Here is a 22,493-nt window from a genome sequence, read left to right on the forward strand (position 1 = left end):
TCTGCGCAAAGGAGAGATACTGAATTGAAGAATAAGATTATAGAGTACTGTTTGAAGAAAAAAGGTGCAACAAAGGATTATCCCTTCGGAGCCGATCCTGTTGCTATGAAAATTGCAGGGAAAATGTTTGCGCTTATTTTTGAGGACAAGGCGGAAAACGTTCGCTTGAACTTAAAATGTGATCCGATCATTGCCGAAAACCTGAGAGAGCAGCATGAAGCCGTTCAACCGGGGTATCATATGAACAAAAAGCATTGGAATACCATTATTCTAGATGGCTCCTTGTCGGAGCAGGATATCTTTGTCATGATTGATCATTCGTACGATTTGGTTGTCAAAACGCTGTCCAAGAGTCTTTTGGAATCCATATCTTAATTAGACCACATGCAATAACAATTTAGACAGCAGGTGGTCGGCGCCAATTGCAGAAAAATCAGCTTTTTTTGAAAAGTAATAGCGGTAGTCCCAGGGTGTTAACTTCGTATCCTGAGACTACCGCTATTTTAGTTACGTGCACATTGCACGTTATCCCAAATTCATTTTGATTAATTCTCCTAATTGCTCAGACATGACTTCGGGTGGATGGGGCATTTCGTTCTTTATCCACCACTCAACGACCCCCACATAAGACATGACCACATATTGGAGAATGATATCCTCACTTAATCCGGATTTTCTGGCCTGAGATAAGTGTATTTCCTCCTTAAAATCCTCATTAAGAAATTCAACCAAGCGGTTGCGGAATTGTACCGCTCCTTTACTGGCCATCATCGTCGAGAAGAACAAGTAATTTTGTTCCAAATAGGTAAACCAGGGAACGATGGATTCTTTCCATTCCAAGTCGGAAACCGAATGACAAATTTCACTTAATTCTTGGATATGCCCGTCAATGAGCTTGTCCAACAGATCATACTTATCGACGTAGTGCAGATAAATGGTGCCTCTGCTAACATCCGCTCTATCGGAAATATCCTGTAAAGTAATATCATCGAAATTTTTTTCTGACATCAATTCAATCACTGCTGCTTTGATGGCTTCTTGTGATTTTCGAATTCTTCGATCCACTTTGGTCATGTGATTCTCACCAAACTTTCTAAAGATAATAAACAAATTTATGTTTAATGTTCACTAATTAACGAAACGCGTTCAATTAACAATGGTAAGCTTTCTTATTCTGTCTATAATTATTAACAGATGTTCATTAATATATCAATATTTGTTTTTATACAAAAACAGGTCAAAACATAGATTTCATAACTAGAGTGGGGGATGAATGATGCAACGTTTATGGACAAAGTCATTTATTCTAATGACGCTGGGTTTGCTTTTTTTATTTACTGCATTTTATATGCTGTATCCCACACTGCCACTTTTCATTAAAGAGATGGGTGGCAATGAAAAACAGGTGGGCTTGGCCATGGGAGCTTTAATGTTATCTTCCGTCATCCTTCGTCCTTTTGTTGGTGGACTACTGGATCGATTCGGCAGACGTCCGTTTATGATCGGAGGGTTGATTTTATTTATATTGGCGATGTACATGTACAACTGGGTTGGTGGAATCATCATGCTGATTGGACTTCGTATCGTGCATGGAATGAGCTGGGCTTTATCCACAACTTCCATGATGACAGCTGTGACTGACATGATTCCATCGGCTCGGCGCGGGGAAGGTATGGGGTGGTTTAGCACCTCCATGACGCTGGCAATGGCGGTTGGCCCCATGATTGGTCTGGGGATTATGCAAGGCACATCATATCAGACGATGTTTCTCTTTGCTGTTGGTTTGTCCGTCGTGGCCCTGCTTTTGACGCTAGGAGCCAAAATGCCATTTCAACCACATACGGACAGAAAGAAAATCCAAATCTTCGAAAAATCAGTCCTGCCTGTGATGGCGCCAATCTTTTTTCTTTTCATTGCATATGGTGGAATTACTACATTTGTACCCTTGTTTGCGGAGCAGATCAAAGTCAATTCTGGCACATACTTTCTGGTCTATGCCGCGACACTTGCACTATCCCGGCCCATTGCGGGAAAGCTGTCCGATAAGAAAGGAGAGACAGCAGTCATTCTCCCGGCGCTTATCATTACGATCATTGCTTTGATCGTGCTTAGCTTTGCAACCAGTTTGCTTGGCGTGCTCGCTTCAGCAGTTCTGTACGGGATCGGCTTTGGTTCCGCTCAGCCATCTCTTCAGGCCATTACGCTCCGCCTTGCCCCCGAGGATCGAAAAGGGGCAGCCAATGCTTTCTTTTCAACGGCGACTGATCTCGGTATCGGACTGGGTGCGATGGTCTTGGGTCTGGTCTCTGAATACATGAGCTATCATATATTGTTTATGGTTAGTGCCTTGTCAGTCCTGGTTTCTTTTCTGGTTTTCATGATCTACGTAAGACGGTTGTTGAAAATCAAACAGACACTGCCTGCCAAAACGAGTGATTCCGTTTCATTGTAGTTGAATGGTAGTGTGTTAAATCAAATTTGTAGTATAATTTGTGCAGTTAAGAGCAGCAATTATTTCAGGATGCGGAGGCTTACTGCATGTTCATTAGAGAGATAGAAGAAAGAGATAATCAAGAAGTAGAGTCTCTGATTCGAAGTTGTTTGATCGAATTCGGGGCCAATAAATCTGGGACAGCGTGGGCTGATCCGAATCTGGGCGATTTTTATCATCTTTATCAACGCGAGGGCTCCAGGTATTGGGTGGTTGAGCATAACTCAACCGTTGTAGCTGGCTGCGGTATCGGACCCGTAGAGGGATTTTCACATATTTGTGAGTTGCAGAAGATGTATGCCTTAAAAGAAGCACGAGGCACCGGAATCTCATATGAATTGCTTCAGATTTCCCTTGATTTTGCCAAAGAACACTATGAACAATGTTATCTTGAGACGCTTAACAATATGGTTGCGGCCAACAAGTTCTATATCAAGAACGGTTTTATTCCTTTAGAAGAACCGTTAAATGCAACGGAGCATTTTGCTTGTGATGCATGGTATATCAAAACATTATAAATTCCACAACTCATGCTCAAAGAGCCTAGTTCAAGCGGCAGATTGCCGACGATGAATTAGGCTTTTTGAGCATTTTATATACCCATTTACGTTAAAGAAACGTCAAACAGAGCTGCTCTACAATGCGGTCAGGAGAGTTGCCGCGTACGTTTTTTTGAAACAGATACGAATCATTACTCATGGCAGTCAGAAGCATGTCCGTTTTGAACAAGCTGATGGCCTGCGATTCGTCGCTCTCTGTTGCCATCTCTTCGAATAATCCAAATAGCTGTTGATGCAATTGGTCATAAAGAGGACTTGAGGTTCTGGACTCTGATCCTTGATATACTGCATTCTCGATGCCCGAGAGCAGCTCCGCATTTTTCTCTCTAAACTGGATAAACAACGTCAGCAGACCTCGCAATCGCTCAGTTGGTGGAAACTGTGCGTTTTCCTGCAAATATATCTCCACATCATCGAAGAACAGCGCTGCGTTATCTTTGATCAAGTCCATACATAACTCACTTTTATTGCGGTATCGGCGGTATAAGGTACCCGCTCCAATCTGCGCTTCGGAAGCGATCTGATTCATGCTGACCCGCTCCACGCCGTGCAGCTCGAATAATGTGCTAGCCACATCCAAGATACGTTGGCGATTCTCGGCAGCATCCCGTCGCTCCGAACGAGAGGTTGTATTGGTTTTATCCACTGTCTGTCACTTCCTATCCTTCAACGTCCAAAATTTGACAAGGGGAGAGCCCTCCGTTTAATATCAAGAAGAGGTTAAGCGGAGAGTTCTCCCCTTAATCTTAATCAAAACGAGAGGGATGTGCAACCCATGGAGAGTCATCATAACCAAGCTGCACTTCTGGTCATGGATATGCAGAACATCATTGTATCGCAATATGCGAAGCACGAGGATGCACTGCTCCCGTTTCAGAAAGCGATAGAAGCAGCTCGCAGACATAACGTACCTGTGATTTTTGTGAAGGTTGGTCATCGCCAGGATTCCCCTCCAATCAGTGAGCGTAACAAATTGTTTGGAAAAAAGTCGAGCCGTGGTGGAGAGAACGCAGCCAATCCGGCGATGAAAATGGCAATGGACATTCACGAATCGGTACAGCCGCTTCCAGGAGAGCACATTGTGGACAAGTTCCGCGTCAGTGGATTCTCAGGAAGCAACCTGGAAAACCTTCTTCAATCCCATGGCATTAATACACTTATTCTTAGCGGTATCGCAACAAGTGGAGTAGTGCTGTCTACCTTGTGTGAGGCGGCGGATAAGGATTACGCGCTGACTGTACTTTCTGATGCTTGTCTGGATAGGGACCCTGAAGTTCATCGAGTTCTCGTAGAGAGCGTATTCCCCCAACAAGCTGATGTGCTGACTGTAGATGATTGGATAAATTCATTAATGTAAACCAATAAAATGGTCGAAGCGAAGGGATGGTAATTATGAGTGAGTTAGATCTTAATGTTTCACAAAAAGCAGCACTGAGCCTGTTTAGTGGGGAAAGTGGTGAAAATCCGTTTTCACTGATCAAGCAATTGCGTGAAACAGGTCCTGTTATTCCAGTATCCTTGCCAATGGGTGGTACAGATCGCGGGCAGTGGTTGGTCACACGAATGGAAGAAGCGTCACAGGTACTCAAAGATCATGCCCACTTCACGGTAGACCCACTCTCCATCGACGGCAATGAGAATATTCTGAAAGCTTATGTGGAAAACGTAGATCCAGATGCTCCTCCAACGTTCTTTACCGGAAAATCAATGCTCTCTGTAGATGATCCTGATCATCGGAGATTACGTCGACTGGTCTCCAAAGCCTTTACCCCCAAATATATGGAAAGTCTTCGTCCACGTGTGCAGCAGATCGCTGATGAATTACTGGATCAGGTTCAATCCCAGGGTGAGATGGACTTGGTCAAGGACTACGCCTTTCCCTTACCGATTCATGTGATTTCCGATATGCTGGGAGTACCTAAAGCAGATCGCCCGCAGATCCAGACCTGGTCCTCCGCGATTGCACACGGTCTGGGCCTCGGAGTGCGTGAACCGGGAGTGGAGGAACACCTCAAAGCCTTCGGTGACTATACCGCACAACTGGTAGCTGAGAAACGCAAACATCCTGCGGATGATTTGATCAGTCAATTGATTGCTATAGAAGAAGAGGGCGATCGACTCAGTGAACCAGAATTGCTATCCATGATTACGTTATTGATCTTTGCAGGCCATGAGACGACATCTAATCTGATTGCTACGGGTGCAATGATGTTATTGGATCATCCTGAACAATTGGAGAAGCTTAAGGCTGATCTTAGTCTGGCACCTTCCGCTGTTGAAGAATTGCTACGTTTTAACGGGCCTGCAACCATTGCTGGACCTCGTTTTGCGATTCAGGATATAGAGCTGGCAGGGCAACAGATCAAAAAGGGAGATATGGTCATCCCCGTGCTGAAATCAGCCAATCGGGATGAACTTCAATTTGAACAGCCAGAGGATCTGGATGTTACACGTCATATTAATCGTCATCTGGCTTTTGGTCATGGCATTCATTCCTGCTTGGGAGCTCCACTTGCTCGTGTGGAGGGAGATATCGCCTTTACAACATTGTTAAAACGCATGCCTAATCTGCGACTTAATATTCCTCGGGAAAACATTGAGTGGCATTTGGCGCTAAGTTCGCAGAGCTTGGCTGCCTTACCTGTCGCATTTTAGCAGCAAGAGTTAGAGCTAAGCTTCTATGGGGAAGAAAAAAATATATACCCAAAAAATCCGCCATGTTTGGCGGATTTCTTGTGTTAGGCTATAAGTTTTATGACGATAGGCAACACTCCAGGAATAAAGCTGTTTGATATTATGCTAGATCGATTACCACTTTAACGGTTTCTTTGGCTTCAATGGCCGTAGTAAAGGCTTCCTGAATATCATCCAGCTTATATACATGAGTGACCAGTGTGGACAGTTCTTCTTGGAAGCTGGTCAGATACTCCACCACCTTGCTAAAATCCTCGTGGGTGTAGCCACTGGAGCCTTTGATCTGAACTTCTTTGGACATGACCTGATGTAAACTGATCGGTACTTCGGATTTATACACGGCAATAATCGATATTTTGGCTTTAGGTTTGACGATCTTCATCATGTTCTCAAACAAAGCCGGAGCGCCTGCCGCATCAATAAATACATCGACATCCGGGACGTCAACACCGTATACGTTCACAGAACCGTAATGTCCAATCAATCCTTCTTCAAGTGCAGTTTCACCTGTATTCACGGTTAGAGCCCCAAGTCCGGCAGCTTTAGCCAAGCGCCATTCATCCATATCGACCACGCAGACATGTTTCATGCCTTCAGCAATCAAACTGGCAGCGGCCAGCAAGCCGATCGGACCTGCACCCATCACGACAATGTGGTCTTCGGGCTCAGGGCTGGTACTGAAAGCGCCGTGTCGCCCAACGCTCATCGGTTCAATCAGTGAAGCGACTTCTGCGGGTACCGTTTTACCCATTTTGTACAGGTTATAATCAAGCTCGGCGTCTTCTATTAATACATACTGGGAAAATCCGGAGCATTCCAGGGATTTACGTCTTCCTGCTTTTTTGGCAGTGATGGGATTGATCCCGACGCGCATTCCGATTTCTATCATTGGAGAAACTTCTGAGCCAATTTCGACAATATCACCAACCATTTCATGTCCAAATTCTGAACCAAGGCTGATGCCCATGTCACCTTTTCCAGCCTTTACAATATTAATATCAGTGCCGCAGATGCCGGCCCGCACATTTCTGACCAGAACATCTCGGGGACCTACGACCGGGATTGATCTTTCTTCAACACGAATATCATTTTTACCATAATAGATGGCTGCTTTCATCATGACTTCACTCCTTATGACTGATTATCGTCCATTTGCTGCTGATGCTGCCTATGAACGATTCGATAGGACAATCATGAAGTACGGATGTTTCCAAGTTGTTAGCAAGATGTTTGAGAGATATGAATTAAAATGATGAATTGAAAATAATAGAGCGGTGTGCACCGCCATGAACAATTTGTTAACAACTTTTTATTATAATGACCCCATTCAGTCAGCTGGAAAGGATGTTTTTTATATGATCCATATACTTGTTGTGGAAGACGATACCAAACTCAATCGAATTATTTGCACCTATCTATCGAATAATGGGTACGAGGCCAAAGGCTGCTTTAATCCACGTGAGGCATATGATTTGATGTATAACCAGATGTACGATCTTCTCATTTCCGATGTGATGATGCCAGAGATTGATGGCTTTGAATTTGCGGAGACCGTAAGAGGCATCAATAAGAACATTCCCATTCTTTTTATTACCGCCCGTGATGATATTTCCTCCAAACAAAGAGGTTTCCTTGCAGGCATCGACGATTACATGGTCAAACCGGTGGATCTGGACGAATTGGTTCTGCGTGTGGGTGCTCTCCTGCGGCGGGCCAATATCGCACATGAGAAGAAATTGATTGTAGGCAGTCTGCTGATGGACGCTAATGATATGACGACCACGGTGGATGGCAAAGAAATTCCTGTGACAGTCCGGGAATTCAACATTCTATATAAATTGTTATCTTATCCGAAACATACCTTCTCACGAGCTCAGCTTATGGATGAGTTCTGGGGTATCGAAAGTCAGACGAGCCTGCGTGCCGTGGACGTATATATTGTCAAACTTCGCGACAAGTTCTCCAGTTGTGAAGATTTCAAGATCATGACGGTACATGGTCTGGGTTATAAGGCCGTACTGCAATGAACAAGAAGCAGAAACCTGATGCACGAATCAAGTCCCATCTTTTTTCATGGAAAGAGTTCCTATTTACCTACCTTTTGCTGTCGATCCTGACGGCGGGTCAAGCGCTAATCTATGATGCGTATTTACCGGTGGAAGTTGTGCCGTGGCAATACATTTTCGGAATCTCGGGATATTGGAGCATTGTGAGTCTCATTTTTTGCCTGGTTACCGCACGACAAAGGTACAAAACGTTTGATAAGCCTATGCGAAAACTCAGTGAGGCTGCAAAGCAGGTGGCAGAAGGCGACTTCTCAGTATATCTCGAACCGATTCATAGAGCGGACAAGCTGAACTATGTGGATGTCATGTTTGAGGACTTTAACAAGATGGTGGAGGAATTGAACAGCATTGAGACGTTGAAAAACGACTTTATATCGAATGTATCCCATGAAATCAAGACACCGTTGTCGGTCATTCATGGCTACGCCACGGCCCTGCAGCAGGATGATTTGGAACCCGATCTTCGAAAGGAATATACGGATACTATTATTTCCTCTACCAATAAGCTGGCGACGCTCGTCGTCAACATCCTCAAGCTGAACAAGCTGGAGAACCAGGAGATTCTGCCTGCTGCCGAGCCGTATGATGTATGTAGGCAGCTAGTAGATTGCGCAATATATTTTGAAAATGCATGGGAAGAAAAAAATATTGAATTTGTGGTCGATATTGAGGATCGTGCGATGATTCATGCTGAAGAGAGTATGCTGGAAATCGTATGGCATAACCTGATTTCCAATGCGCTTAAATTCACACCCTCCGGTGGAACAATTACCTTGAAGCAGAGTTCGGATGAAGATACGATCACGGTTATGGTATCCGATACAGGCTGCGGGATGGATGAGGAAACGATGAGGCATATCTTTGATAAATTCTATCAGGGCGATGCTTCCCATCATGCGGAGGGGAACGGCTTGGGGCTTGCTCTTTCGCTCCGCGTTATTGAGCTGGTAGGAGGCGTTATATCCGTCAAAAGTGAACCTCACAAAGGCACGACATTTACAGTCCAATTACAAGTTAAACGTTGATATGCAATGCAGAAGGGCAGCCTGAATTCGATACAATCCGAATTCAGGCTGCCCTTATTAATATTTCGTTAACATTTCATAAGCAACTTATAAACAACTTACCGCTACGATAGGAACATCCAATACAGGATGAAGCAAAAAACTTGAAGGAGTGTTGAAAAACCATGAATGAACTAACTAAAAATGAACATAACTTCGTAGGCTATGAATACAAGGACATTACGGTAAAACAGGATTCCGAGTCCGTTTATGCCGATGGATATACCCATTTTGGCTGGACGTTGGAAGGCACCTCGAGGCCCTTTCAGAATGTGGGTTCCGTAACAATGAAATTCAAGCGTGATCGCAAAATCCGCAATAAAGCGGAGCTGACTCGTCTTCAGCGGCAGTTTGAAGCCTGTGTGACCGACATTGAAACGTTGGAACGTTCGAAGTTAACGAGTGCTTCTATCGTTGCCTATGGGATCGGTCTCGTAGGAACGGCATGTATGGCTGGCTCCGTATTTGCCTATCTGGACAATATGCTACCACTGTCTGTCATTCTTGCCATTCCCGGTTTTGCGGGCTGGATCATTCCGTATTTTAGTTTCAGTGGTATTCGGCGTAAAAAGACAGATAAAGTAACCCCTTTTATTGACAAGAAGTATGACGAAATCTATGAAGTATGCGAGAAGGCCAATGGTTTGCTGGCCAAGTAAGAAAAATGCATTCGGAAAGGAAGATAGATATTAAGGCAATCTTTGTTCAGTACCTCGGAAACAAGCAAGATCGGGCTGCCATGTCTAACGCTGCCTCTCTTGTCATCAACGCTTTGATCGGCATAGGCAAGTTAATCCTTGGTTTATATCTCTTTTCCGGATGGTTTATTACGAATGCGGTATATTATCTGATCCTTTGTGTTGCCAAAGCACAAGTGCTCCATCAATATAACGTAGCCAAAAGAATCGAATCCCCTCAGGAAAGGGTTGTATTGGAGATTCAAGTGTATAAACGCGGAGGAATTCTGCTGTGTATACTGGGCGTTTCCTATCTGTTGGTTTGTCTAAGAATGTATTTGCTTGGTGAAGCTTTTGTATTTAAAGGTTATATCGTGTACCTTGTAGCCGCCGTTGCTTTTACCAAACTGGCTTTTGGTATTTCCGGAACAATCGCTAATCGGCATCTGAAAAATCCCTTGATCTCCACATTGAAAATGATTAACTTTACCGATGCCATGGTATCCATTGTTGTCACTCAAGCCACGTTGCTGACGATGGAAGGCTCACCTCATGCAATAAACACGAGTGCCTGCTTTGGCATGGGGTGCAGTGTGATGTTTTGTTTTATCGGGGTACGGATGATGCTCCATAAGAAAAAAGAGCCTGTAACGGAGGGATGAACATGGAACTATGGTATGTAATCCTGCTTAACATCTGTCTAATCCTGATAAAAATCATCAAAGAGAAGTTCACAAGTCGCTGAGGGGGAACAAACCATGACCATCATGGACAACAGCTTTTTTAGAAACAATACAACTAAAATAAACAACATTATCGTCACGATTTTATGGTTAACCCTGCTATCATTCTGTTTCTTCATTGCCAGCAATGAGGTTCAACTCGAAGTCGTGTGCTCCCTGTTAATTGAGCTGTCTATTGCCACCGTATTAATTATTCGCAAAAAACCAGTCTTGACGATGGTCGTTCTGATGATTGCCATACTGACCTGTACGACGCCATATATTGAATCACCTGCTGCCGGCATGCTCATTATGGTTGTTCTCTGTGTGATTTCTCTTTATTTGAATAGAGTTCTGCTATACGGGTTTGGGGCGATGTACAACATTGCTTATATAGTGATGTATTATTCAGGCCATCAGCAATATGATTCGACTTTTTTCATGACGATTGGGTTCATCGAACTGACGATCGTTGCTCTATATTTTGTATGTAAACGCGGCAGAGATCTGATTCAGGTTGCTCTTAACAAGGAAGCGGAAGCAAGAGAGCTTGTGACGGCACTGGATACTATGGTAGGGGTCATTCGTGAGAACACATCCATGCTGAACACGGATATTGCGAGCTGCAATAATGATATTCGTATGTTGAAAAATATGAGCAATACGATAACCACGAATATTCAGGGAGTGACGGAAGGCATACGCGATCAATCCGGGAGCATTAGACATATTAGTGAAGAGGTAAACAAGGCTGATGGGAAAATGTCCGAAATCTATCAAATGTCACATCGGCTCGCCGACATCTCAGAACAAAATGGTCTGGTTGTTCGCCAAAGCTCGGATCGAATTGTTCAAATGGGCAATCAGATGGCTATTATTAATGCCACAGTTACAGAGTCAATGACGACCGTTGAGGAATTGAACAAAAGCATGGATGAAGTGAATACCTTCCTAACAGCCATCAACCAAATCTCTGATCAGACCAACCTGCTGGCCTTAAACGCAAATATTGAAGCCTCCAGAGCAGGGGAAGCAGGAGCGGGGTTTGCCGTCGTAGCCAACGAGGTCAAAAAGCTCGCGCAGGAATGTTCCAACACGGTTAAACAAATCGACGAAATCATTCATAATATCAAGCGGAAGACACAGCTTGTGGTTGAAAAAGCGACGAACGGAAGTGAAGCAGTGCAAGAAGGTAAAGCCATCTCTATTCAGGTACTTGAAAGCTTTGACAATATCAAGTCTACATTTGAGCATATTGATCAATACATAGCGAAGGAATTGGATATGACGGATCAGATGAGCCTAATCTTTAATCGAGTTCGTCAACAAGTGGATCATATTTCTAATATCTCGCAGAAGCATGCTGCAGCGACTGAAGACGTCCTGGTAACAGCTCAGGAGCAGAAAAGCAATATGGACGTCATCTACGAATTCATGGGCAAAATCAACCATTCCAGTATCCGTTTGCAGGATCTGATTGCGAAAAACACGAAATAATCCCTCACAAGATATCGACGTATGAATAGTTAAAAACAATGGAGGTTATATGATGAATCATCATCAACAACTCAAAATGGTACAACAATTACGTGAAAATGTCGTAGGTACAGGCTCGGCACTTCAGCCAAGCTCGAGTTTTTCTGTAGGAACGGAAGAAGTGATCATTCCAACTAGGACAGGGGGTACTCGGGTACTGGTGTACAGACCTGACTCTGATCTGTCTACTCCACTACCTGTATATATCAATATGCATGGTGGAGGTTTTATCTTCGGAAAAGCAGAGATGGATGATCCCTGGTGCCGCCTGATTGCCGATCAAGCGGGCTGTGTGGTCATAAATGTGGATTACCGTCTTGCTCCTGAGCATAAGTTTCCATCTGCTGTGTATGAGTGTTACGATGTATTAACATGGGTTCATGAACATCCGGCGCAGTTCTCCACCCATGCCGACCTTATTGCCATCGGAGGGCATAGTGCGGGTGGAAACTTGGCGGCAGCAGTATGTTTACTCAATCAACAGCACGGGGCGGGAATTCCGATTGTACTGCAAATTCTTGATTATGCACCGCTGGATTTAGTTACTGATCCAGCGGAGAAGCCAAGTTTCGAAGAAGCGATTCCGGCGGAAATAGCCAAAACCTTTAACGCCATGTATGTTGAAACGGCAAAAGACGCTCACAATCCGCTCGCTTCGCCTGTAATGGCAGAATCTCTTGAGGGTCTTCCAGAAGCGTTGATCATTACAGCAGAAAAAGATTCACTTGCAGCAGAAGGAAGAAGCTATGCAGAACGGTTAAAACAAGCCGGTGTGAAGGTTTTTCATAAGGAATACGAGGGTGCACCTCATGGGTTCACACATTTTGGTGATCTGGCTGTTGCAGAAGAAGCCTGGCACCTGATGAGTGATAAATTGAAAGAGGCATTTTCAACTGCGAAAAAAGGTTAAATATAACGTTAAGTTTAAAATATAATGGATTACTATCATTCCCTTATCGCAGACAAGCGAAAAGAGGCATCGGATACGATGTTCTTTATCTTGCTGATATAAGGGATTTTCATATTGGTTTGCGCACATTACCCGGAAATTGTATGAAAAACGAAGAAGAATGATGAAGTAAAAAGCAATTTGATACAAAATAAATGATTTGTTACAATATTATCGACTGAATTAAACTTTACGTTTAAATTTCCTGTTTCTTAAATACATAAGAGGTGGTGAACGAATGCTTGAGCTGAGTTTTGATAATCCGGATGAACTGGTCACGGTCACGCATGCGTTATCGACTCGATCCAGAGTGGATATTCTCCGACTATTGATCTCCCAAAACCTGAATATCGTTGAAATCGCGGAAGCTCTCAAACTTCCCGTATCCACAGTAGCCAGCAACATCAAGGTTTTGGAAGCAGCGAGGCTGATTAATACCGAACTGCTGCCTGCCTCTCGCGGGGCGATGAAGGTATGCAGCCGCAATTACGATGATATTCATATTGCTCTTAATCTGGAGAAAGCAATTCCCAAAGGCGACATTCAGGTATACGAAGTGGATATGCCTATCGGTCATTATAGTGATTGTGAAGTGTCACCCACTTGCGGCATGGCGAATGGCGAGGGCATGATTATTCGTGAGGATGAACCCGCCAGCTTTTATCATCCGAAGCATGTCGGAGCGCAGATTATGTGGTTTCGTAAGGGATATGTCGAATATTTGATGCCACTGGAGATTCCGGCAGAAGCGGTAATCGAATCGCTGGAACTGTCCATGGAAATATGTTCTGAAGCGCCAAACTATGATCATAATTGGCCTTCCGATATTTCCGTATGGATTAACGGTGTGGAAATTGGTATGTGGACATGTCCTGGTGACTTTGGAGATCGGCGCGGCAAGCTCAACCCGGCGTGGTGGTTTGAATGGTCAACACAGTATGGTTTATTAAAGACATGGCGGGTGGACAAAAATAAGACGACGCTGGATATGGAGAAAATTTCAGCAGTGGATCTGGCTCAGCTTAACCTTCAAAACAGCCATAAGTTAAGGGTGCGGATCGGTATGAAGCCGGATGCGGTTCATCAAGGAGGCGTAAATCTCTTTGGGAGACAATTTGGAGATTATGACCAAAATATCAAGATGACTGTACATTATGCTGTTCATTAGAATGAGATGAGGAAGAAAGGCCTTGGTTGCAGATATTATGTAACTAAGGTCTTTTTTTATTTTATAATTACACTAAATATGTTTGAAAGCGTTGACAAGTAATAATTACCCTTATATAATCCCCTATAGATACAGTAATAATGTAATAAAACAATTATATCGTTTGTATCTACAAATTAGAGTAAAGGGGATACTCGCATGAAAAAAAAGATCGGCAGGTTAGCACTGACATTATTGCTCTCATTCTCAACCGTGTTAAGTGCATGTAGCGGAGGCAGTAATGAGGCGGGTGAGAGTGGCACTGGTGATGGAAAAGTGACATTGTCATTCTGGACATTGTTCGATGGTGGTGATGGCGCAAACATGCAGACATTAGTCGATGAATTCAACAAAACCCATCCGGACATTGAAGTGAAGAATACCAAATTGGCCTGGGGCGAGTATTATACGAAGCTCGTTACTGCTGTTGGTAACGGTAATGGACCAGACATTGGGATTTCCCATTCCTCCAGACTGCCCGATCTGATCAATCAGGGGGTTGTCACAGAGCTTGATACTCCGGCTACGGATGCAGGTGTAGATTGGAGCACCTATAACCAGAATCTCTTGGATGCGGTTACTGTAGAAGGTCAACATTATGCAGTCCCCATTGACACACATCCCTTTATCATGTTCTACAACAAAAAACTGCTAAAAGATGCAGGCTTGCTTGGTGAAGACGGAAAACCGATTCTGGAGCAATCGGCTGACGGATTTTTGAGTTTCCTTCAAACTTTAAAAGAGAAGTTGCCTGCCAAAACGACCCCGTTTGCATTGTCCAATAATAATGATGACCCTTACCGCTTATGGTGGTCGCTGTACTCCCAGTTGGGTGGTAACGACGTGGTGTCGGATGATCTGAAGTCCGCAGCCATTGATAAAGAGAAAGGCATCAAAGCCGCTGACTATATCCAGAAGCTTTATACCGAAGGCTATATCAAGAAGAATGATCCGGATTTCTATAAAAATTTTCAAAGTGGAACAGCCGCAATTATCATGACAGGGGTCTGGACGACAGGAACGTGGGAATCCACCAAAGGACTTGAGTTTGGTGCTATGCCAATTCCGAAATTCTACGACCAGGAAGCAACATGGGGAGATTCTCATACCATTGTTTTGCCACTGACTAAGGATGAGGACCCGGCTAAACGCAAAGCAGCGATGACTTTCGCCGACTGGGTTGCTGACAATGGTCAGGTGTGGGCGAAAGCCGGACATATTCCATCCAAGCCATCCGTGCTGGAAAAACAGGAATTCAAGGATCTGCCATACCGCAGTGATTATTCCGAAGTTGCGAGTGTAGTTAAATTCAGCAAACATTCCACCAAAAATGCACAAATCCGCGATGAAGCTGCCTTTAAATTTTTGAATGAAGTATGGATGAACAAAATGACTCCTGCGGATGCCATGAACAACATGGAGACAGCCATTCAGAAAATACTGAGCGAATAGAAGGAAGACGGGTCACGCAAGCCTGCGTAATCACCATCTCTAGACAAGAAATCGCCGGCTTGCGTGCCAATCAAAGGGGAGACGCATATGAAGATCAAAAAAATGAGAGCGGATATGCAAGCGCTGGTATTTCTGCTTCCATTCTTAATTATTTATTGTTTATTTACGATCTGGCCCATGATTAAAGGTGTGGAGATGACCTTCTACAAATGGACGTTGATCAAGAAAATGGATTTTGTTGGCCTGGATAACTTCCGAAAAGTTTTTCAGGACAGAGAGGTTTGGGAAGCGATCTGGCATTCAACCTTCTTTGTTTTCTTGAGTACACCGACCATGATTATACTCGCGATTCTGCTGGCTTTGATTGCCAACCGAAAATCGTCTTTACAAAAGTTCTACCGCATCATCTTCTTTATACCAAGCGTACTCTCCGTTGCCGTCGCAGCTTATCTGGGTTTATTCGTATTTCAGCCTTATACGGGATTCGTCAATTCCGTCCTGCATCTTGTCAGGTTATTGCCTCAAAATTCCGAAATATTCTGGCTGACGGAAACGGGGCTCGCCTGGGTCGTTATTACCGTAATTACCTTGTGGTGGACAGTCGGATTTAACTTTATTTTGTATCTTTCCGCCATGCAGGAAATACCGGATGAAATTTATGAAGCAGCAAGGCTCGATGGTGCGAGTGATACACAAATATTTTGGAGGATTACTCTTCCTTATCTGAAGCCACTGACCAAAACCATTACCATGTTGCAGATTATCGCTTCCTACAAGGTCTTTATGCAGATTTATGTCATTACAGGCGGGGGACCGCTGGATCAGACACGTCCGATTATTCAGTTAATCTATCAGACCGGATTCAAGAACAATAATCTGGGCTATGCCGCAACGATGTCCTATATTTTATTCGTGATCCTGCTGGTGCTGTCGGCGCTGCAATACTGGATGACTAACCGGAAAGGGGCGGAATACTGATGAAATGGTTATATCGCACAGGTTCTGCGTTGATGGCGGTTATGTTTGCGGCCCCACTTGTGTGGATGCTGATGGTCTCCATCAAAGAAGAAGGCATGAAGATTATTACGGTCCTGGACTGGTTTAAACCGCCATATTCACTTGCTGTCTATAACGAAATTCTGACAACGACAAAGCTGTCACAGTGGGTGGTTAACAGTCTGTTCGTCGCTGTAGTTGTAACAGTACTGACTGTGATTTTCGCTGCCATGGCTGGATTCGCTCTGTCCAAAGTACCGTTTCGTTTCCGTACATTTGTTTTTTTCTTCATTCTTGGCGGACTGCTGATTCCGGGTGAAGCAACCATTATTCCGCTCTATCAGGTAGCCAAGGATTTGCATTTGCTGAACTCATACAGTGGATTGATTATTCCTGCTTTGGCTTCACCAGTAGCTGTCATCGTGCTCAAAAGCTTCTTCGATGGGGTTCCCAATGATCTGCTGGAGAGTGTGCAAATTGACGGGGGAGGCTTTTGGCGAATCTTTACCAGCATCATGCTGCCTTTGACACGTCCGGCCATGGCATCGATGGCGATTCTGACATTTATCGGTTCGTGGAACAATTTCTTATGGCCATTCCTTTCCATAACCGATGATAATCTGTTTACGCTACCAATGGGTATCCCAACGCTAATGGGTCAGTATTCAGAAGATTACGTCAAACCGATGGTTATCAATGCAGTGGCCTCTGTTCCCATCATTATATTGTTTATCATTTTTGAGAAACAGATTGTTAAAGGCATCAGCATGTCTGGTATTAAGGGTTAATATTTTTTCAGGCCTATGAGCCAAATACAGAGGAGATCGGAGAGAACAAGATGACAACTAAATTTTATAACAAGGATTATCCAAGACCGCAATTTGTACGCAATGAGTGGTTGGATTTGAATGGAGAATGGGATTTTAGTTTTGATGATAATCAGGCGGGTGAAAGCGAGCAGTGGTACGACCAGAATCAGTTTCCGGAAGGGACGAAAATTAAGGTTCCCTTTACCTATGAGACCCAAGCGAGCGGTATCGGAATCGAGACATTTCATCCTCTGGTCTGGTACCGCAGAAGTGTTCAGATTCCCCAGGAAGCAAAAGGAAAACGGAGCATTCTGCATTTTCAGGGAGTGGATTATCGCGCAAAATGTTGGGTGAACGGAACGGTTGTTGGTGAACATGAAGGTGGGTACGCAGCGTTTTCATTCGACATTACCCCTTATATCACTTACGGATCGGAGAATAACATTGTGCTTGAAGTAGAAGACAGTCAGAGCGCGATGCAGCCTCGGGGGAAACAACGCTGGGTGGAAGACAATTTTGAATGTTTTTATGTGCAAAGTACCGGGATATGGAAAAGTGTCTGGCTGGAGCATGTGAGTGAAGCGAGGGTTGAAGCAGTTAAGATGACACCGGATATCGATCGTCATATGATTCGTTTGGACTTTCAATTGAATGGGATTGAAGGCAAGAACAACTTGCGTTTGGAGACACGGATTGAGTTAAAGGGTCAGCACGTACAAACCATCAGCCTATCTCCAGACAGACCCTGGATGACCGTGGAAGCCAGTGTTAAACATGAAGCAGGCGGGCCGTGGAAACAGTCGTTATGGTCACCGGGCTCACCGAACCTTTACGATATCGAGTTTGTGATGTACGAAGATGAGAAAGAAATCGATCGGGTTCATTCCTATTTTGGTATGCGAAAAATATCGATTGAAAATGGGCAGATTCTGCTGAACAATGCTCCGTTGTACCAAAGAATGATTCTGGATCAGGGCTATTGGACAGAGAGCCATTTGACCCCACCTTCAGTGGAAGCGCTGATTGAGGATATCGATAAAATTGCCGAGATGGGATATAACGGAATCCGTAAACATATGAAACTGGAAGATCCACGCTTTTTGTATTGGTGTGATGTAAAAGGCATGTTGGTCTGGTCAGAGATGGCAGCAACTTTCGAGTTTAATGATGAGGCAGTGAGCCGATTCACCAAAGAATGGCTTGAAATTGTTCCCCAGCAATACAATCATCCCAGCATCATTACCTGGGTGCCATTTAATGAATCGTGGGGAATACCGACGATTGGTCACGAGGTAAGGCAGCAGCAATTCACGCAATCCATTTACCATCTAACCAAAGCCATTGATCCGTATCGTCCGGTCATTACCAACGACGGATGGGAGCATACGGTATCGGATATTTTGACAATCCATGATTATGTGGAGACGGGAGAAGCTTTTCTGGAACGGTATCAGGATAAGGACTTGATCGTAAATAACAAGATTGCTTCCAATCGATGGAAGTTTGCTTTTGCTGAAGGTTATCACTATAAAGGACAACCCATTATCATCAGTGAATTCGGCGGTATTGCTTTCCAATCGGATAAAGGCTGGGGTTATGGCAATCAGGTGGACTCAGTTGAAGCCTTTATTGAACGTTTCCGTTCCATCACCGAAGCGATCAAAGCCATTCCCTATATCTCGGGCTATTGTTATACACAGGTCACCGATGTGCAGCAGGAGATTAATGGTCTGTTGACGGAAGACCGTAAACCGAAAGTGCCACTGGAAGTGATCCGTAAAATCAATCTGGGGTGACAGGAGAGCTGAACATCATGCTGCGACAGGATTATCCAAGGCCTCAATTTGTACGTAAAGATTGGCTGAGTTTGAATGGGGAATGGGAATTTGAATTCGATGATGATAACAAGGGACGTTCGGAAAAATGGAGTGAGGGCAAGCGAGCATTCAGCCGGCGAATCCAAGTGCCATTTGCTTTTCAAAGTCAACTTAGTGGCATTGCAGATCCGGAATTCCACGATAATGTATGGTACAAACGAACCTTTGACATTCCGAAGAACTTCACTGGCAAACGGCTGCTGCTGCACTTCGGAGCCGTGGACTATGAAGCCTCTGTTTGGGTCAATGGACAGCTTGTGGTTCGGCATGAAGGGGGACACACCCCTTTTCATGCCGACATTACGGATGCTCTGCTGGAAGGAAACAATACGCTGACCGTACAAGCGATAGATTATAGCAGGGATGTAACATTACCACGCGGGAAGCAGTTCTGGCAGGAGCAATCTGCCCAAATTTTCTATACCCGAACTACTGGAATATGGCAATCGGTGTGGCTTGAAGCTGTCGCACCCGTTCATCTACAGAAGGTGCGTCTCACTCCCGATGTCGATCGCAACGAGATCGAAGTTACGGCTCATCTTCAAAGGGAGCAAACAGAACCAAGGGATTGGCACGCACAGGATGTCAGGCTCCGTGTACAAATTGCCTATCAAGGAGAGCAGCTGTCTGAGGATGAATATCGGATTAGCGGCAGGACAGAGACCCGTACCATCGGACTTCACACCTTTAACGAGCATGGCCTTGGCAGGCTGTGGTCACCAGAGCAGCCCAATCTGTATGACATTCATTTCACTGTATTGGTGGATGGTGTGCCTGTCGATGAGGTCGATAGCTATTTCGGCATGCGCAAAATCTCTATTGAACAAGGTAAGCTGTTTCTGAATAACCGTCCTTATTATATGAAGCTTGTTCTGGATCAAGGGTATTTCCCGGATGGAAATCTGACTCCACCGAGTGACGAGGCCATCCGGCGTGATGTGGAATTAACGAAGGAACTGGGGTTTAACGGCGCCAGAAAACACCAGAAGATTGAAGATCCGAGATATCTGTACTGGTGTGATCAACTGGGACTGCTGGTGTGGGGAGAGATGGCGAATGCGTACGATTTCTCGGATCAATACGTCGCCCAGATAACAAGGGAATGGCAGGAGGCGCTGGAAAGGGACTACAACCATCCATGTGTTGTGGTCTGGGTACCTCTTAATGAAAGCTGGGGTGTTCCGAACATCCTGACCAGCAAGGAGCAGCAGTATCATGCCTTGTCGATGTATTATTTGACCAAGTCACTGGATTCTACCCGTCCGGTCATTTCCAATGATGGCTGGGAGATGGTTCAGACCGACTTGTATAACATCCATGATTATGAATGGAGAAGAGAGGTTCTGGAGGAACGCTACCGCACTCGTGAAAATGCGGTAAAAGCCCTTCCGGGCAGTCGAAAGCTTAGCGTGGGTAACTATCGTTATGAAGGACAGCCCGTTTTAATTACCGAATTCGGTGGAATCGGGTATAAGAAAAGTGACTGGGAAGGCTGGGGTTACTCCGGAGCGGAAAATGACGAGGATTTTGCACAGCGATTGCATGCCGTAGTACAGCCACTATTGGATTCTCCAGTAGTAGAAGGATTTTGTTACACCCAGCTGACGGACGTGGAACAGGAAATTAACGGTCTGCTGACGTATGACCGACAGCCCAAGATGCCGATGGAACAGATTCGGGCGATTATTGAAGGACATTATCCATCGTCGGCCGGCGAATAAGGAGGGGAATACGTGTTGAATACAAAGGAGACAAGTAGATCCTGGGAAGGCGATTTTCAAGGGGAAAAGGCCATTTACCTTCGCTTTGGTTCCAGTGAGGCTGTTATGCTGCCGGAGATCGGTGGTAATCTGGTCGCTTATCGTGATCTTGAGCGGGGGTTTCGCTTCCTTCATGAACCGTCACCAGAAGAGATGGATTCATTCAAGGCAAGACCCATGATTCACGGGATCCCCGTTTTGTTTCCGCCAAATCGCTATGAGGACGGGCGGTTTGCCTGGAACGGGCAGACGCTTCAGTTTCCGGTCAATGAGGAAACCACAGGCAATCATTTGCATGGATTTTTGTATAATACGCCCTGGGTTGTGGATGAGTATGGACATACCGAGAATGAAAGCCATGTCTCGGTGTCCATAACTGTTGATGAAACTCATCCGATATACGTATGCTTTCCTTTTCAATTCAGTATTACATTACGTTACTCGCTGAGCAGTGATGGACTCATGCAACATGTCCGCATTCGCAATCATGGAAGCTCGAGCATGCCGTGCCTGATCGCTTTTCATACCTCAATTAACGCTCCCTTTAATCCGGGAGGATCGGCTCGTGATTACAAGCTCAAGTTGACCATTGGAGACAGATGGGAATTGAATCAACGTATGCTGCCAACGACCTGTTTTCAGCCCTTGATTCAGGAGGAAGAGCAGATGCGTGACTCCGGGGTATATCCGTTCTTTGCAGAAATGGATAATCACTACACTGCTGTACCGCAAAACGGGAGAAACCGGATGGAGCTTCAGGATACGAGGAATGGAATGACCCTGATCTACGATGTGGGAACTTCTTATAAACAATGGATGATTTGGAACAATCATGCGGAAGAAGGGTTTTTCTGCCCCGAACCGCAGATTAATCTTGTGAATGCACCAAATCTGGATATGCAGGCCGAGGAAGCTGGATTATTTAGTTTGCAGCCGGGAGAAATCTGGGAGGAAACGAGCAGATTATATCTGCGTCATTCGTAAAAATAAAGATGAAGGGGAGCAGCCAGGACAGCTAATGCTGTGATCGCTGCTCCTTTTAAAAACCATTAAAGGCAGTGAATTCAGCCTGTCGTCGCCAGCGTGAATTTAAAATAAGATAATGCCTGCTGCTCCAGCCACACTGAGAATCAGAAGGGGATGAAGCTTGTACTTGAGCAGAAGAAACAAACAAACTCCGCTAATAAGTAGTGTCGCAATCCATACCCAGCTTATGCCTGAGTTTTCACTTGGATATCCAAAATGAATGGCAGCATAGATAATGAGTCCCGTCGTTACGGGGCGCAAGCCATATAAAGAGGACTTTACCCATGAATTGTCGTGCATCCGATAAAATAAGGCGGAGAGTAGCACAATTACCACGAGTGAAGGCAAAATCATACCTGCAGTAGAGACAGCGGCTCCGATATAACCTGCCGTCCGATAACCAATCAACGTTGCGGCATTGGTTGCAATCGAGCCTGGCGCCATACCGGCCAGCACTACGGTTTGTTGGAATTCAGCGCTTGTGAGCCATCCTTTTTCCGTTACCTCGTGTTGAATGATCGGGATAACGGCGTAACCGCCACCAAATGAAACGAGGCCTACACGTATAAACATCATGAACAGGTCCCAGTACATCTCAATCGCTCCG

22 protein-coding genes are annotated in these 22,493 nt (G+C 44.8%); 18 read left to right on the plus strand and 4 right to left on the minus strand.

Annotation, left to right across the window (positions count from 1 at the left end):
• The first annotated feature begins 24 nt into the window (after positions 1 to 24).
• Positions 25 to 375, plus strand: a complete 351-nt coding sequence (locus BUA17_RS04740; protein ID WP_063565128.1) for an MmcQ/YjbR family DNA-binding protein — start codon at positions 25 to 27, stop codon at positions 373 to 375.
• Between the two features lie 150 nt (positions 376 to 525).
• Here BUA17_RS04740 and BUA17_RS04745 read toward each other — a convergent pair whose 3' ends face one another.
• On the minus strand, positions 526 to 1,074 hold the full coding sequence (locus tag BUA17_RS04745) for a TetR/AcrR family transcriptional regulator (protein WP_072732764.1): 549 nt from the start codon (positions 1,072 to 1,074) through the stop codon (positions 526 to 528).
• 202 nt (positions 1,075 to 1,276) lie between these two features.
• On the opposite strand from BUA17_RS04745, the gene BUA17_RS04750 reads away from it, so the two are divergent.
• Both BUA17_RS04750 and BUA17_RS04755 read left to right on the plus strand, forming a co-directional pair.
• Positions 1,277 to 2,452 carry an MFS transporter gene (locus BUA17_RS04750; RefSeq protein ID WP_072732765.1) on the plus strand — a complete coding sequence of 392 codons (1,176 nt, stop codon included), beginning with the start codon at positions 1,277 to 1,279 and terminating at the stop codon, positions 2,450 to 2,452.
• A gap of 86 nt (positions 2,453 to 2,538) precedes the next feature.
• A complete protein-coding gene (locus BUA17_RS04755; protein WP_072732766.1) occupies positions 2,539 to 3,009 on the plus strand; it encodes a GNAT family N-acetyltransferase in 471 nt (156 codons plus the stop codon).
• 91 nt (positions 3,010 to 3,100) lie between these two features.
• Here BUA17_RS04755 and BUA17_RS04760 read toward each other — a convergent pair whose 3' ends face one another.
• A complete protein-coding gene (locus tag BUA17_RS04760; RefSeq protein ID WP_072732767.1) occupies positions 3,101 to 3,697 on the minus strand; it encodes a TetR/AcrR family transcriptional regulator in 597 nt (198 codons plus the stop codon).
• Positions 3,698 to 3,826: 129 nt separating this feature from the next.
• Between BUA17_RS04760 and BUA17_RS04765 the strand changes: the two genes are divergently transcribed.
• Entirely contained in the window at positions 3,827 to 4,408 is a 582-nt protein-coding gene (locus BUA17_RS04765; protein ID WP_072732768.1) for a cysteine hydrolase family protein, read from the plus strand.
• Between the two features lie 35 nt (positions 4,409 to 4,443).
• Positions 4,444 to 5,706 (plus strand): cytochrome P450 family protein, encoded by a 1,263-nt coding sequence (locus BUA17_RS04770; protein ID WP_072732769.1) that lies wholly within the window; start codon positions 4,444 to 4,446, stop codon positions 5,704 to 5,706.
• A gap of 139 nt (positions 5,707 to 5,845) precedes the next feature.
• Here the strand turns inward: BUA17_RS04770 and BUA17_RS04775 are convergent, their stop codons facing one another.
• A complete protein-coding gene (locus BUA17_RS04775) occupies positions 5,846 to 6,865 on the minus strand; it encodes a zinc-dependent alcohol dehydrogenase (RefSeq protein WP_244552067.1) in 1,020 nt (339 codons plus the stop codon).
• Positions 6,866 to 7,100: 235 nt separating this feature from the next.
• On the opposite strand from BUA17_RS04775, the gene BUA17_RS04780 reads away from it, so the two are divergent.
• The 13 genes from BUA17_RS04780 (at position 7,101) to BUA17_RS04840 (ending at position 21,844) form a co-directional block, all read left to right on the plus strand.
• A complete protein-coding gene (locus tag BUA17_RS04780) occupies positions 7,101 to 7,772 on the plus strand; it encodes a response regulator transcription factor (protein WP_072732770.1) in 672 nt (223 codons plus the stop codon).
• A complete protein-coding gene (locus BUA17_RS04785; RefSeq protein WP_072732771.1) occupies positions 7,769 to 8,836 on the plus strand; it encodes a HAMP domain-containing sensor histidine kinase in 1,068 nt (355 codons plus the stop codon). Before BUA17_RS04780 ends, BUA17_RS04785 begins: the two co-directional genes overlap by 4 nt.
• Before the next feature lie 164 nt (positions 8,837 to 9,000).
• Entirely contained in the window at positions 9,001 to 9,534 is a 534-nt protein-coding gene (locus BUA17_RS04790) for a hypothetical protein (protein ID WP_072732772.1), read from the plus strand.
• A gap of 80 nt (positions 9,535 to 9,614) precedes the next feature.
• Positions 9,615 to 10,214: a hypothetical protein gene (locus BUA17_RS04795; protein WP_244552068.1), complete on the plus strand. Its 600-nt coding sequence runs from the start codon at positions 9,615 to 9,617 to the stop codon at positions 10,212 to 10,214.
• Between the two features lie 96 nt (positions 10,215 to 10,310).
• Positions 10,311 to 11,771: a methyl-accepting chemotaxis protein gene (locus BUA17_RS04800; protein ID WP_244552069.1), complete on the plus strand. Its 1,461-nt coding sequence runs from the start codon at positions 10,311 to 10,313 to the stop codon at positions 11,769 to 11,771.
• 52 nt (positions 11,772 to 11,823) lie between these two features.
• Complete coding sequence (locus BUA17_RS04805) at positions 11,824 to 12,720, plus strand: alpha/beta hydrolase (protein ID WP_072732774.1); 897 nt, start codon at positions 11,824 to 11,826, stop codon at positions 12,718 to 12,720.
• Positions 12,721 to 12,997: 277 nt separating this feature from the next.
• Positions 12,998 to 13,927 carry an ArsR/SmtB family transcription factor gene (locus BUA17_RS04810; protein ID WP_063565121.1) on the plus strand — a complete coding sequence of 310 codons (930 nt, stop codon included), beginning with the start codon at positions 12,998 to 13,000 and terminating at the stop codon, positions 13,925 to 13,927.
• Positions 13,928 to 14,125: 198 nt separating this feature from the next.
• Complete coding sequence (locus BUA17_RS04815; protein ID WP_063565120.1) at positions 14,126 to 15,418, plus strand: ABC transporter substrate-binding protein; 1,293 nt, start codon at positions 14,126 to 14,128, stop codon at positions 15,416 to 15,418.
• A gap of 87 nt (positions 15,419 to 15,505) precedes the next feature.
• Complete coding sequence (locus BUA17_RS04820) at positions 15,506 to 16,396, plus strand: carbohydrate ABC transporter permease (protein WP_072732775.1); 891 nt, start codon at positions 15,506 to 15,508, stop codon at positions 16,394 to 16,396.
• Positions 16,396 to 17,202, plus strand: coding sequence for a carbohydrate ABC transporter permease (locus BUA17_RS04825; RefSeq protein WP_062318999.1), 807 nt, complete (start codon positions 16,396 to 16,398; stop codon positions 17,200 to 17,202). Before BUA17_RS04820 ends, BUA17_RS04825 begins: the two co-directional genes overlap by 1 nt.
• 50 nt (positions 17,203 to 17,252) lie before the next feature.
• A complete protein-coding gene (locus BUA17_RS04830; protein ID WP_072732776.1) occupies positions 17,253 to 19,019 on the plus strand; it encodes a glycoside hydrolase family 2 protein in 1,767 nt (588 codons plus the stop codon).
• Between the two features lie 17 nt (positions 19,020 to 19,036).
• On the plus strand, positions 19,037 to 20,821 hold the full coding sequence (locus tag BUA17_RS04835) for a glycoside hydrolase family 2 protein (RefSeq protein WP_063565117.1): 1,785 nt from the start codon (positions 19,037 to 19,039) through the stop codon (positions 20,819 to 20,821).
• 12 nt (positions 20,822 to 20,833) lie between these two features.
• Positions 20,834 to 21,844: an aldose 1-epimerase gene (locus BUA17_RS04840; protein ID WP_244552070.1), complete on the plus strand. Its 1,011-nt coding sequence runs from the start codon at positions 20,834 to 20,836 to the stop codon at positions 21,842 to 21,844.
• Positions 21,845 to 21,949: 105 nt separating this feature from the next.
• Here the strand turns inward: BUA17_RS04840 and BUA17_RS04845 are convergent, their stop codons facing one another.
• Positions 21,950 to 22,480 (minus strand): chromate transporter, encoded by a 531-nt coding sequence (locus BUA17_RS04845; protein ID WP_072732777.1) that lies wholly within the window; start codon positions 22,478 to 22,480, stop codon positions 21,950 to 21,952.
• Positions 22,481 to 22,493 lie beyond the last annotated feature (13 nt).

Origin of the sequence: Paenibacillus sp. ov031 (assembly GCF_900143165.1) — a bacterium.
GTDB classification, from domain to species: Bacteria; Bacillota; Bacilli; order Paenibacillales; family Paenibacillaceae; genus Paenibacillus; species Paenibacillus marchantiae.